Source organism: Pseudonocardia sp. Ae717_Ps2 (assembly GCF_001932475.1).
GTDB lineage: Bacteria > Actinomycetota > Actinomycetes > Mycobacteriales > Pseudonocardiaceae > Pseudonocardia.
On record NZ_MCIS01000001.1, the window covers coordinates 612,673 to 625,368 of the forward strand.

At 74.3% G+C, this 12,696-nt stretch carries 13 protein-coding genes; 9 read left to right on the forward strand and 4 right to left on the reverse strand.

The features are described 5' to 3' along the window. Positions 1 to 4: 4 nt before the first annotated feature. Positions 5 to 637, reverse strand: a complete 633-nt coding sequence (locus tag Ae717Ps2_RS03080) for an O-methyltransferase (RefSeq protein WP_075308183.1) — start codon at positions 635 to 637, stop codon at positions 5 to 7. Positions 638 to 792: 155 nt separating this feature from the next. Here Ae717Ps2_RS03080 and sigE point away from each other — a divergent pair, with 155 nt between their 5' ends. The 4 genes from sigE (at position 793) to tatB (ending at position 4,237) form a co-directional block, all read left to right on the forward strand. Then, on the forward strand, positions 793 to 1,434 hold the full coding sequence (gene sigE, locus Ae717Ps2_RS03085) for an RNA polymerase sigma factor SigE (RefSeq protein WP_020626064.1): 642 nt from the start codon (positions 793 to 795) through the stop codon (positions 1,432 to 1,434). Further along, complete coding sequence (locus Ae717Ps2_RS03090) at positions 1,431 to 2,084, forward strand: zf-HC2 domain-containing protein (protein WP_075333003.1); 654 nt, start codon at positions 1,431 to 1,433, stop codon at positions 2,082 to 2,084. The genes sigE and Ae717Ps2_RS03090 overlap by 4 nt, the downstream gene beginning before the upstream one ends. Before the next feature lie 119 nt (positions 2,085 to 2,203). Continuing rightward, entirely contained in the window at positions 2,204 to 3,781 is a 1,578-nt protein-coding gene (locus Ae717Ps2_RS03095; RefSeq protein WP_075308179.1) for a trypsin-like peptidase domain-containing protein, read from the forward strand. A gap of 18 nt (positions 3,782 to 3,799) precedes the next feature. Then, positions 3,800 to 4,237: a Sec-independent protein translocase protein TatB gene (gene tatB / locus Ae717Ps2_RS03100; RefSeq protein WP_075308177.1), complete on the forward strand. Its 438-nt coding sequence runs from the start codon at positions 3,800 to 3,802 to the stop codon at positions 4,235 to 4,237. 74 nt (positions 4,238 to 4,311) lie between these two features. On the opposite strand, the gene Ae717Ps2_RS03105 is transcribed toward tatB, so the two are convergent. Then, positions 4,312 to 5,724 (reverse strand): amidase, encoded by a 1,413-nt coding sequence (locus tag Ae717Ps2_RS03105; protein WP_086002320.1) that lies wholly within the window; start codon positions 5,722 to 5,724, stop codon positions 4,312 to 4,314. Then, positions 5,721 to 6,707, reverse strand: coding sequence for a D-2-hydroxyacid dehydrogenase (locus Ae717Ps2_RS03110; RefSeq protein WP_075308175.1), 987 nt, complete (start codon positions 6,705 to 6,707; stop codon positions 5,721 to 5,723). Before Ae717Ps2_RS03110 ends, Ae717Ps2_RS03105 begins: the two co-directional genes overlap by 4 nt. A 96-nt stretch (positions 6,708 to 6,803) precedes the next feature. Between Ae717Ps2_RS03110 and Ae717Ps2_RS03115 the strand changes: the two genes are divergently transcribed. The 5 genes from Ae717Ps2_RS03115 (at position 6,804) to Ae717Ps2_RS03135 (ending at position 11,411) form a co-directional block, all read left to right on the forward strand. Beyond that, positions 6,804 to 7,301: a DUF3830 family protein gene (locus Ae717Ps2_RS03115; RefSeq protein WP_020624324.1), complete on the forward strand. Its 498-nt coding sequence runs from the start codon at positions 6,804 to 6,806 to the stop codon at positions 7,299 to 7,301. Between the two features lie 40 nt (positions 7,302 to 7,341). Beyond that, positions 7,342 to 8,070 (forward strand): maleate cis-trans isomerase, encoded by a 729-nt coding sequence (locus Ae717Ps2_RS03120; RefSeq protein WP_020624325.1) that lies wholly within the window; start codon positions 7,342 to 7,344, stop codon positions 8,068 to 8,070. Positions 8,071 to 8,079: 9 nt separating this feature from the next. Continuing rightward, positions 8,080 to 8,751: a GntR family transcriptional regulator gene (locus tag Ae717Ps2_RS03125; RefSeq protein WP_369804865.1), complete on the forward strand. Its 672-nt coding sequence runs from the start codon at positions 8,080 to 8,082 to the stop codon at positions 8,749 to 8,751. A 65-nt stretch (positions 8,752 to 8,816) separates the two neighbouring features. Beyond that, the gene (locus Ae717Ps2_RS03130) at positions 8,817 to 9,746 is read left to right on the forward strand and encodes an AEC family transporter (RefSeq protein WP_075333004.1); all 930 of its coding nucleotides are present in this window, start codon (positions 8,817 to 8,819) and stop codon (positions 9,744 to 9,746) included. A gap of 408 nt (positions 9,747 to 10,154) precedes the next feature. Beyond that, complete coding sequence (locus tag Ae717Ps2_RS03135; RefSeq protein WP_020624328.1) at positions 10,155 to 11,411, forward strand: aspartate aminotransferase family protein; 1,257 nt, start codon at positions 10,155 to 10,157, stop codon at positions 11,409 to 11,411. A 78-nt stretch (positions 11,412 to 11,489) separates the two neighbouring features. On the opposite strand, the gene Ae717Ps2_RS03140 is transcribed toward Ae717Ps2_RS03135, so the two are convergent. Beyond that, on the reverse strand, positions 11,490 to 12,638 hold the full coding sequence (locus tag Ae717Ps2_RS03140; protein WP_075333005.1) for an Mrp/NBP35 family ATP-binding protein: 1,149 nt from the start codon (positions 12,636 to 12,638) through the stop codon (positions 11,490 to 11,492). Between the last annotated feature and the right edge of the window lie 58 nt (positions 12,639 to 12,696).

A 12,696-nucleotide genomic window follows, 5' to 3' on the forward strand; every position in this document is an offset into this window, starting at 1 on the left:
CCGCTCACCTGCGGACCGCGCAGAGCATCCCGTCCGCGACCGGCAGCAGCGCCGACAGCAGGCGCTCATCGTCGCGGACCAGGGCGGCGGTCTCGCGCAGCGCGGCCGTGCCCGGACCGTGCTCGGCGCCGGGCTCGGCGACCCGGCCGCCGTCGAGCACCCCCTCCAGCACGAGCATCCCGCCGGGGCGCAGCAGCCGGATCGCCTCGGCCAGGTAGCCGGGGTACTCGGCCGGGACCGCGTCGGCGACGACGAGGTCGTAGCCGCCGTCGGTCAGCCGCGGCAGCACCTCCAGCGCCATCCCGTTGATCAGCCGGGCCCGCCCCGGCCCGTACCCGGCGGCGAGGAAGGTCCGCCGGGCCGAGCGCTGCAGCTCCGGGTCGACGTCGATGGTCGTCAGCGTCCCGTCACCGGCCATGCCGCGCAGCAGGTACAGCCCGCTCACCCCGGCCCCGGTCCCGATCTCCACCACGGCCCGCGCGGAGATCGTCGCGGCCAGCACCGACAGTGCCGCCCCGCCCGCCGCGGAGATGGGGTGCGCGCCCGCCGCCGTGCCCAGTGCGCGGGCCTCGCCGCACGCGTCGTCCTCGGCGAGGTAGCCATCGGCGTACGCGGCCGCCCCCGCGGGTGTGCTCATGGAACAAGATTATCGCCGGACGATTTCACAGACTTCTCTCAGACGGGTTTCACATCCTCCTCATGGGTGGCAGGCAGGCTGTGCTGCAACGAACGAAGCTTCGCGGCCGATCGACTCCACGACACGGTCGCGACTCACGGAGGTGCCCCGCCCCGATGTCCGCCCCTCGCGCAACCGACGACGCCCCGTTCCGGGACGCCGCCGCCGGTACCCGCCCCGGTGAGGGTGCCGACTGGACCCCGCCCACCTGGGACGAGGTCGTCCGGGAGCACGCCGACCGCGTCTACCGCCTCGCCTACCGCCTGTCCGGCAACCAGCACGACGCCGAGGACCTCACCCAGGAGACGTTCATCCGGGTGTTCCGGTCCCTGGCGTCCTACAAGCCGGGCACCTTCGAGGGCTGGCTGCACCGCATCACCACGAACCTGTTCCTCGACATGGTCCGCCGCCGCGCCCGGCTGCGGATGGAGGGCCTGCCCGAGGACACCGACCGCCTGCCGGGCGGTGGCCCCGAGCCCGAGACCGTCTTCGCGATCAACCACCTCGACCCGCACCTGCAGGCCGCGCTGGACGAGCTGCCCCCGGACTTCCGGGTCGCCGTCGTCCTGTGCGACGTCGAGGGCCTGTCCTACGAGGAGATCGGCGCGACCCTCGGGGTGAAGCTCGGCACCGTCCGCAGCCGCATCCACCGAGGCCGGACCGCGCTGCGGGCGTCGCTGGAGCGGCACCGTGCGGCGGCTGCGGAGGAGCAGCCGGTGGCATCCGACCGTGGTCCGGTGGCAGAGTTGGTGCCGTGACCGAGCGACGGCGTTTCCAGGTCGTCCCCCTGGACTGGGGGGAGACGCATCTGACGCTCGAGGCGGTCGTCGCCTTCGTGGACGACGAGTTGGCCGCCGGTCCGCACGACCGTGCTGCCCGCCACCTCGAGCGCTGCCCCGACTGCGCGGTGGAGGTCGCCGAGCAGCGGCGGGCCCGCACCGCGCTGCGAGCGGCCGACGCCCCCACGCTCCCGCCGTCGCTGATGTCGGCGCTGCGCGCCATCCCGCAGGACACCGAGCTGCCCCCGCCGCCGGCGGGCCTCTCGCTCACCCCGGACGGCCAGCTCGTGTCGGTGCTGCGCCCGGCACCGGTCGAGGGCGACCACGGCCGTCGCGCCAGCCGGTCGCGACGCGTACGCCTGGGCACCGGCGCCGCCGTGTCCGGGCTGGCGCTCGGCGCACTCGCGCTCGGTCTGCCCCCCACCACGACCGGCACCCCGACCGCGCCGACCGTGCCCGGCCCGGGTGCCGCGGCCGTCGCCCGGTTCGCGGCCACCCCGGTGCCCGCCTCGTCGCGGCGGACGGCCGTCCCGGCGGTCAGCACCACGGCGGGCTCGACCGGCGCGTCGCTGTCGCCGACGACCTCGGCCACCCCGACCGGCGACGCCGGCCTCTCCCCGACGCCCTGACCCGTCACCGATACACCGACTTCACCGCCCGCCGGGCAGGCTGTACGGGTGTACTGGGTGGACGCCGTGCCGGCTGATCGATCGTCGGGAGCAGTCTCCCCGGGCTCCGGGGTGACCCGGTGAGCGACGACCGCGGCGCACGCCCGGACGGCGCGGCCGATCCGGACGCGCCCGGCTCCGCCCCGCCGCGACTGCGCCCCCGCCCGCTGGACCGTCCGGCGACCGACCCCGGCGAACGGGCGGCGTTCGGCCGCCCAGACGGCGTCGACAGCTCGTTCGCGCCGCCGTCGTCGCACCTCGGGGCGAACGGGTCGCTGCCGAGCGCGCCCCCGCCGACCGCCGCCGTCGCTCGCGCCTTCGGCCGGCCGGACCGCACATCCGACGGCGAGCCCGCCGGCGGTCTGCAACGCCCGCCCGGTGCGTCGGGCGACGCGCTGCGTGGGGGTGAGCAGAGCGCCGAGCAGGACCCGTTCTGGCCCGGCGGCTCGGCCGGCGACCCGTGGCGCGACCCGGGCACGCCGGTCGTCGCCGCCCCGCCCCCCGGCGACGGCGCCGCCCCCGCGGAGGGCCCTCGCCCCGACGGTCCCCGCCTCAGCGTCCGCGAGGTCCTGTTCGGCAGGCGGGTGCAGCCGCGCGCGCTGGCGCTGCTCGGCGTCCTCGCCCTGCTCGTCGGCGCGGCGGGCGGACTGGTCGGGTACTGGTCCGCGACCGCGGCGGGTGCCCTGACCAGCCCCGGAGCGGTGCTGAGCGCGACCGAGCCGGCTCGTGAACGGCCGCCCGGCTCGGTGTCGGAGGTCGCCTCGCGGGTGCTGCCCGCGGTCGTCTCGTTGGAGGTGACCGTCGGCAACCAGGCGGGCAACGGCTCCGGCGTCGTGATCGACCCCGCGGGCTACGTACTCACCAACGACCACGTCGTCGCGCCCGCCACCGGGCCGGGCCAGGGCACCATCGAGGCCCTGTTCTCCGACGGGTCCCGGGTCCCGGCCACCGTGGTCGGGGCGGACCCGATGACCGACCTCGCGGTGGTCAAGGTGCCCGTCGCGAACCCGACGGTCGCCGCGATCGGCCGCTCCGGCGAGCTCGCCGTCGGCGACGCGGTGATCGCGATCGGGTCGCCGTTCGGCCTGGCCGGCACGGTGACGACCGGGATCGTGTCGGCCGTCGATCGCCCGGTGCGGCTCGACCCGGAGGGCAGCGCGGGCGACGCGGTCATCGACGCGGTGCAGACCGACGCCGCGATCAACCCCGGCAACTCCGGCGGCCCGCTGGTGGACGCGACCGGCGCCGTCGTCGGCATCAACACGGCGATCCGCAGCGCGGACAGCGCCCAGTCCGGCGGGCAGGGCGGCTCGATCGGCCTCGGCTTCGCCATCCCGATCGACGACGCCCGCGCCATCGCCGAGGAGCTCATCCGCACCGGCCGCGTCGCGCACGCCGACCTCGGTGTCAACTCCCGCTCGGTCACCGACGGCGCCACCGACGGCGCCCAGGTGCAGAACGTCGTCGCCGGGGGACCGGCGGCCGCGGCCGGGATCGCCGACGGCGACGTCGTCGTCGACATCGCCGGGCGCCCCATCGCCAGTGCCGACGAGCTGGTCGTCGCCGTCCGCGAGCACTCACCCGGCGAGCAGGTCCCGGTCCGCCTCGTCCGTCAGGGACGACCGCTCACCGTGACCGTGACGCTCGGGCAGCGCTAGTACCCGTACGCTGGCGTCGTGTTCGAGAACATCGGCATGCCGGAGATCCTCGTCCTGGTCGTGGCGGGGCTCTTCATCCTGGGCCCGGAACGGCTGCCCGAGGCGGCGGCCTGGGTCGGTCGCGCGGTCCGGCAGGTCAAGGAGTTCGCGAGCGGCGCCCAGAACCACCTGAAGAAGGAGCTGGGCCCGGAGTTCGACCAGATCCAGCAGCCGCTCAACGACCTGCGCAGCCTGCGCTCGCTCAACCCGCGGACCGCGATCACCCGGAGCCTGTTCTCCGACGACGCCGCCACCCCGCCGGTCAAGCCCAACGGGTTCGCCCCGGGCCCGGGTGCCGGCGCCGCCGGGGCCGCAGCCCTGGGCGGGGCAGCGGCGAGCACCCCGGCCCCGGTCCGTCCGCCGCAGCCACCGCTGGCCGCCGACGAGCGCCCCCCGGTGGACCCGGACGCGACCTGACCCCGGCCCCTCCCTACGACGACGGCGCCGCTCCCCGGCCGGGGTGCGGCGCCGTCGTCGTGGACGGGGTCGGTTCAGCCCAGCAGCGGCGGCCGGCGCAGGTGGTGCGTGGTCGCGCGCTGGTAGGCGTGCGCGGCGGCCAGCACCGTGGCGTCGGCGTGCCGCGGTCCGACGACCTGCAGACCCACCGGCAGACCGGCGGAGGTGAAGCCGCACGGCACCGAGGTCGCGGGCTGCTGGGTCATGTTGAACGGGTAGGTGAACGGCGTCCACGACGTCCAGCGCGGGTCGTGCCAGCCCTCGGGGACCTCCCGGCCGCCCTCGAACGCGGTGATCGGCAGGGTCGGGGTGAGCAGCAGGTCGTACTCGGAGTGGAAGGCGCCCATCAGCGTCCCCAGCTCGTTGCGCACGGCCATCGCGCCCAGGTAGTCCAGCGCCGAGACCCGGGCCCCCTGCTCGGCGATCTCCACCAGCGCCGGGTCCATGGCCTTCCTGGCCTCGGCGCCGATGGGCTCCAGGGACTTCGCGGCGGCGGCGAACCAGAGCGTGTGGAACGGCTCGATCGGGTCGGCGAAACCGGGGTCGGCGTTCTCGACGGTCGCACCGAGCTCACGGGCGAACACCGCGACCGCCTCGGCGACGAGCGCCGCCACCTCCGGGTCGACGTCGACGAACCCGAGAGTGGGGGAGAACGCGATCCGCAGACCCGCCGCGCCGCCGGCGAGCCGCTCGACGGCCGACTCACGGGGCACGTCGAACACCCACGGGTCCCGCGTGTCGGGCTGGGCGACGACGTCGTACAGCAGCGCGGCGTCCTCGACGGTGCGGGTCATCGGGCCGACGTGGGCCAGGGTCCCGAACGCCGAGCCCGGGTAGTGCGCGATGCGGCCGTAGGTGGGCTTGTGCGCGACGGTCCCGGTGAACGCGGCCGGGATGCGGACCGAGCCGCCCGCGTCGGTGCCCAGCGACAGGGGTCCCATCCCCAGCCCGACGGCCGACGCCGAGCCGCCGGACGAGCCGCCGGCCGTCCTCGTCGGGTCCCACGGGTTGGTGGTGACGCCGGTCAGCGGTGAGTCGGTCACGCCCTTCCACGCCAGCTCCGGGGTGGTGTTCTTCCCGATCAGCACCGCACCCGCGGCGCGGACCCTGGCCACCGGCGGGCCGTCGACCTCGAACGGCCCGTCCGGCGACGTCGTCGTCGAGCCGCGGCGGGTCGGCCAGCCGATCGTCAGGAGCATGTCCTTGATCGAGGTGGGCACGCCGTCGAGCGGCCCGACCGGCTCACCGGCCTGCCAGCGCGCCTCGGAGTCCTTGGCCTGCGACAGTGCCGAGTCGGGGTCGACCAGGCAGAACGCGTTCACCGCGCCGTCGTGCGCCTCGATCCGCTCCAGCGCGTCCCGGGTGGCCTGCACCGGCGAGATCTCGCCGCTGCGGTAGCCCGCCAGCAGCTCGGTCGCGCTGAGGTCTGCAGTCGTCACAGCAGTCACACCTTTCCTGCGGATGAGCTCACGTACCCGCGCTCGGGGTCCACCACGTTGCGCAGCTCCCGGCCGTCCCGGAAGCGCGCGAGGTTGTCGGCGAACAGCTCGACGAGCATGTCCTTCCAGCCGACGACGTCACCGGACATGTGCGGGGAGAGCAGCACGTGCTCCATCGCCCACAGCGGCGAGGTCGCGGGCAGCGGCTCGACCTCGAACACGTCCAGCGCCGCGCCGGCGAGCCGCCCGGTCGCGAGCGCGTCGGTCAGGTCGTCCTGCACGACGAGCGCGCCCCGGCCCACATTGACGACCCTGGCCCGCTCGGGCAGCAGGGCGATCGTCCCGGAGTGCAGCATCCCGCGGGTCGCGTCGGTCAGCGGAGCGGCGAGCACCAGGTGGTCGGTGTCGGGCAGCAGGCCGGGCAGCTCGTCGAAGGCGTGCACACCGTCCGCGGCGCGCCGGCCGACCAGCCGCACCCGCATCCCGACCGCACCCAGCAGGTCGGCGACGGCGCGTCCGATCGGCCCGCTCCCGACGACCGTCGCGACCTTCCCGGCGACGGTCTCGGTCTCGCGGTGGCGCCAGGTCCGCTCCCGCTGCAGCGCGAGCGAGCGGGCGGTGTCCTTGGCGAACGCGATCACCGCGCCGAGCACGAACTCGGCGATGGGCCGGTCGAACACGCCGCGGGAGTTCGTCAGCGTCGCGCCCGAGGCGAGCAGGGCGGGGAACGCGACCCGGTCGACGCCGGCGCTGGCGGTGTGGACCCAGCGCAGCGCGGAGGTGTCGGTGGCGTCCCAGACGTCCTTGACGGCGTCGGAGGTGAAGTCCCAGGTGAGCAGCACGTCGCTGCCGGGCAGTGCGGCGGCGAGCCCGTCGGCGTCGGCGGCGAAGCGGAGACGTGCGTCACCGGCGTGGCGCTCGAGGCCGGGCGGGGTCTCCCCGCCGTGCAGCACGGCGACGGTGATCGGGTCCTGACCAGCGGAAACCGGCAACGGGAGATCCTGTCGGTAGGGAGGTCGGGCGGCGTTGACACGCTAAGAAGCGCACCTACGATTGTCAACAATCCGCGTATCGGACAGGGGGATCGGATGACCAAGCTGATCAGGATCGAGCTCGCGAAGCGGGGCGTCGCCTGCACCGCGGCACTGCTGGAGACCGAGGCGCCCCGCACCGCCGCGGCGGTCTGGGAGGCACTGGCCGACGGCCCGCAGGGCGGCGACGCGCAGCACGCCAAGTACGCCCGCAACGAGGTCTACACGATCGTCCCGCGGTTCGGCCCGCGGATCGGGCAGGAGAACCCGACGGTGACCCCCATCCCGGGCGACGTCTGCTACTTCGACTTCCACGGCGGGATGCTCGACAGCGCGTTCAAGGACGACCAGGGCATCGACGCCGCCGAGGGCGGGATCGACCTCGCGATCTTCTACGGGCGCAACAACCTGCTGCTCAACGGCGACGTCGGCTGGGTGCCGGGCAACGTGTTCGCCACCATCGTCGACGGTCTCGACGCGATGGCGACCGCCTGTCACGACGTGTGGCGCGCGGGCAGCGTGGGGGAGCGGCTCGTCTACTCGCGGGCGTCCTGACCCTTGCGGTCACCCCAGCCTCTGTAGGATTGTCGACAACATGAGCACGGTCGGATTCCTCTACCCGGGCTACTCGGCCGAGGACGACTACCCGCGCGCCGAGAAGCTGCTGGCCGATGGCAGCCGGCTCGCCCTCGTCCACACCGAGATGGCCACCGACGCCCACCGCGAGGACGCGCTGCTCGCCATCGGCGGCGACGAGGTCCTCGCCGAGGGGGCACGTCGGGTCGCCGCGGAGGCGGGCCCGCTGGACGCGGTCGTCTGGGCCTGCACCTCGGGGTCGTTCATCTTCGGCCCCGACGGTGCCGCCCGGCAGGTCGCGGCGCTGGAACGGGTGTCGGGCGTGCCGACGTCGAGCACGTCGTTCGCCTTCGTCGACGCCTGTCGACGGCTCGGGATCGGCTCGGTGGCGGTCGGGGCGACCTACCCGCCCGACGTCGCCGGCGCCTTCGTGCACTTCCTGACCCACCACGACATCTCCGTGCACACGCTGTCCGCGCGCGACATCATCACCGCCGCCGAGGTCGGGACGCTGCCGCCGGAGACGGTGCTGGAGTTCGCCGCCGCGGTGGCCTCGGACGCGCCCGGCGCCGACGCGGTGCTGCTGCCCGACACCGCGCTGCACACCGTGGACGTGCTCGACGCGCTGGAGGCGCGGGTGGGCAGGCCGGTGCTGACCGCGAACCAGGTGAGCATCTGGCAGGGCCTGCGCCTGGCCGGGGCCGACATCGACCGTCCCGGCCTGGGGACACTGTTCCGGAGAGGGTGAGTCGTGGGCCTGGACGTCTCGGAGCTCGAGCCGGTGAGCCGGCGCTCCACCGCGGAAATCGTCGCCGACCGGATCCGTGCCGCGATCATGCGCGGCACGTTCGCGCCGGGCACCCAGCTCGGCGAGGTGGACCTCGCGAACCGGCTCGGGGTGAGCCGCGGCCCGCTGCGGGAGGCGATGCAGCGGCTGGTCGCCGAGGGGCTGCTGCGCAGTGAACGCCATCGTGGCCTGTTCGTGCGCGAGCTCGGCCCCGACGACGTCCGCGACGTCTACCTGGCGCGCACCGCCGTCGAGCGGGCCGCGGCGCTGAAGGTGCTGGAGGGCGACCGGGCCGCCGCCGTCGTCGCGCTGGAGATCCCGCTCGGGGTGATGGCCGCCGCGGCCGAGGCGGGTGACGCCGTCGCGCTCGCCGACGCCGACCACGACTTCCACGCCGCGCTCGTCGCCGCCTCGGGGAGCCCGCGGCTGCGCCGGATGACCGAGGGGCTCCTCGTCGAGACGCGGATGTGTCTCGCCGCGTTCCAGCAGACCGCCCCGCCCGCCCGCGCGCTGCTCGCCGAGCACGAACTGCTGCGCGACGCCCTGCGCGACGGCCGCACCGAGCTGCTGCTCGACCGGCTGGCCGCGCACATGGACGACGCCGTCAGCCGGATCCTCGCCGCGATGCCCGGCGCGGCCTGAGTGCACCTGTGAACCGCACCGCCGGACACCCCGGGGACTAGTTCGCATACGTAACATGTCGGGACGTGGTGGGCGTCATCGAGGGTTTCCTGGTCATCGGCGTCGTCGTGACCGTCGGGTACGTCCTCGGCCGTGGCCGGCTGCTCGGCGACCAGGGCTCGAAGGTCCTCGCCCGCACCGCCTTCTTCGTCGCGACGCCCGCGCTGCTGTTCACGACCCTCAGCCACTCCGACGTCGGTGCCGTGCTGTCCTCGGGACTGGTCGTCACCGCGGTCACCAGCACCGTGGCCTGCCTGCTCTTCGTGCCGGTCGCGCTGCTCCGTCGGCGCCCGGCCGGCGAGGTCGTCGTCGGGTCGATGGCGTCCGGCTACGTCAACGCGGGCAACCTCGGCATCCCGATCGCGACCTACGTGCTCGGCGACTCCGCCGCCGTCGCCCCCGTGCTGCTGTTCCAGCTCGCGATCCTGACCCCGCTGTTCACGACCCTGATGGACGTCCTGCCCGGCGACGGCCGCGGCGAGCGGCCCGGGTGGGTCCGGGTCGCGTTCGCCCCGCTGCGCAACCCGATCGCGATCGCCACCGCCGCCGGGTTGACCGTCTCCGCGACGGGCGTCGTCCTGCCGGAGCCGGTGACCGCCCCGATCGAGCTGCTCGCCGACCTCGCGGTGCCCGCCATGCTGCTCGCGTTCGGCATCTCCCTGTACGGCGCCCGCCGCCCCGGGACGGGGGAGACCGCGGTCTCGGTGTGGATCGCCGTCGCGATCAAGAACGTGGCGCACCCGGTGATCGCCTGGGCCTTCGCCGCGGGGGTGCTCGGCCTGACCGGCCCGGCGCTGCTCGCCGCGGTGGTGCTGGCCGCGCTGCCCACCGCGCAGAACGTCTTCGGCTACGCCGTGCGGTACGACCGCGCCGTCCCGCTGGCCCGCGACGTGGCGCTGGCCTCGACGGTCGTCGCCGTCCCCGTGCTGCTGGTGATCGCCGCCCTGCTGGCCTGACCAGGGCTTTCCTCTTTGCTGCGTCCGAGATGAGGGGTCCTTCGCTCGTCCTTTTGCTCTGCTCACCGATACGCAGCACCGGCCCTGCGCCGGCGCCGGGTGGCGTCACGGCGGGCCGGCCACCCGTGTCGCGCGTGCGCCGAGATGCAGCCCAGCGGGCGGTGGAGATCGACAACTCCCGCTGAGCTGCATCTCGACGCCGCCGACGACGGCTGTCCGCACGCGACGCGGGCCCGTCCGGGACCGCAGCGCCGGGTCGCCCCGGGTGCCTGATGCGTATCGGTGAGCAGAGCAAAGGCGGGCCCGGACGACCCTTGCCCGGACCCACCCACCCGTGTTTCCCTAGGATTGTCGACAACTCGACAACCTGAGACGCACCACCCTCGACGCACCAGGAGCTGCGAACCCATGGCACAGCTGTCCCCGCTGCTCAAGCAGGCCACCCCGGTCCAGGCCGCCCGCGGTGAGGGCGTCTACCTGTACGACACCGACGGGCGCCGCCACCTCGACTTCACCGCCGGAATCGGCGTCACCTCGACCGGGCACTGCCACCCGAGGGTCGTCGCGGCGGCGCAGGAGCAGGTGGCCACGCTGATCCACGGGCAGTACACGACCGTGATGCACCAGCCACTGCTGGCGCTGGTCGAGCGGATGGGCGAGGTGCTCCCCGAGGGCATCGACTCGGTGTTCTTCACCAACTCCGGTTCCGAGGCCGTCGAGGCGTCGGTGCGGCTGGCCCGCCAGGCCACCGGCCGGCAGCTGATCGTCGCGTTCGACGGTGGCTTCCACGGCCGCACCATGGGTGCCGCGGCGCTCACCACCTCCGGGGCGAAGATCCGGGCCGGGATCGGCCCGATGATGGGTGGGGTGGCGTTCGCGCCCTTCCCCTACGCCTACCGCTACGGCTGGTCCGAGGAGCAGGCCGTCGCGTTCGCCCTGTCCGAGCTCGACCGCCAGCTGGCGAGCACCGCGCCGGCGTCCGACGTCGCCGCGTTCATCGTCGAGCCGGTGCTCGGCGAGGGCGGCTACGTCCCGACCCCGCCCGCGTTCCTCCAGGGGCTGCGCGAGCGCGCCGACCGGCACGGCATCCTGCTGATCGCCGACGAGGTCCAGACCGGCTACGGCCGCACCGGGAAGTTCTGGGGGCACCAGCACGCCGAGGGCCTCGTCCCGGACATCATCGTCACCGCCAAGGGGCTCGCGTCCGGCTTCCCGCTCTCGGCCATCGCCGCGCCCAAGGCCCTGATGGAGAAGGCGTGGCCCGGCTCGCAGGGCGGCACCTACGGCGGCAACGCCGTCGCCTGCGCCGCCGCGCTCGCGACCCTCGAGGTCGTGCAGGGCGAGGGGCTGGTCGAGAACGCCCGGGTGCAGGGCGAGAAGCTCCTCGCCGGTGTCCGGGACGCCGCGCAGGGGATCGCCGCCATCGGCGACGTCCGCGGCCGCGGACTCATGATCGGCATCGAATTCGTCGACGCCGACGGCAAGCCCGACGGCGCCACCGCCGCGACGGTGCACGCCGCGGCCGCCGCACAGGGCCTGCTGCTGCTGACCTGCGGTGTGTACGGCAACGTCGTCCGGATGATCCCGGCGCTGGTCGTGACCTCCGAGCAGGTCGACGAGGGGCTGGCGCTCTGGACCAAGGCGCTGAACGACGCGCTGTCCTGAGACCCGCCCCGGGGGACGGACGAGGCCCCGCACACCGGTCGGGTGTGCGGGGCCTCGTGGTGTCGGAGGGTGTGCGGGTCAGCGCCCGACGGGGGAGATGTTCAGGCTCATCCCGGCCAGGCCGCGGGCCTTCACGGTCAGCTTCTCCGCGATGGCGTCGAGGGCCTGCGCCGCCGCCGACTCCGGCTTCCCGAGCACGATCGGGGTGCCGGCGTCGCCGCCCTCGCGCAGCGCGACGTCGAGCGGGATCTGACCCAGCAGCGGCACCGTGGTGCCGACCGTGCGGCTCAGCGAGTCCGCGACGGTCTGCCCGCCGCCCGAGCCGAAGATCTCGTTGCGCGAGCCGTCGGGCATCTCCATCCAGGACATGTTCTCCACGACCCCGGCCAGGCGCTGGCGGGTCTGGGTGGAGATCGACCCGGCCCGCTCGGCGACCTCGGCGGCGGCCTGCTGCGGGGTGGTGACGACCAGCAGCTCGGCGTTCGGCACGAGCTGGGCGGTCGAGATGGCGACGTCGCCGGTGCCCGGGGGCAGGTCGAGCAGCAGCACGTCCAGGTCGCCCCAGAACACGTCGGCCAGGAACTGCTGCAGCGCGCGGTGCAGCATCGGACCGCGCCAGACGACGGGGGTGTTGCCGTCGGTGAACATGCCGATCGAGATGACCTTCACGCCGTGCGACTGCGGCGGCATGATCATGTTCTCGATCTTGGTCGGCCGGTCCGCGGCGCCGATCATGCGCGGGATCGAGTGGCCGTAGATGTCGGCGTCGACGACGCCGACCTTCAGCCCGCGCCGTGCCATGGCCGCGGCCAGGTTGACGGTGACCGAGGACTTGCCGACGCCGCCCTTGCCGGACGCCACACAGAAGACGCGGGTCAGCGAGCCGGGCTGGGCGAAGGGGATCACGGGCTCGTCGGCGTCGCCGCGCAGCGAACGACGCAGCTGGGTGCGCTGCTCGTCGCTCATGACGTCGAGCTCGACCTCGACCCGCTCGACGCCGGGGACCTTCGAGACGGCCTCGGTGACGCGGGAGGTGATCGTCTCCCGCATCGGGCAGCCCGCGACGGTCAGGTAGACCCCGACGTGGGCGAGGCCGTCGGCGGAGACGTCGACGCTCTTGACCATCCCCAGCTCGGTGATCGGCTTGTGGATCTCCGGGTCCTCGACGGTGCCGAGGGCGGCGCGCACGGCCTCGACGACGGTGCTGGTGCTGCTGGTGACGGACATGAGCTCCTACGACCTCTTTCCTCTCGCGTCACCCCATGCTACGTGGGCTGTTCCGGGG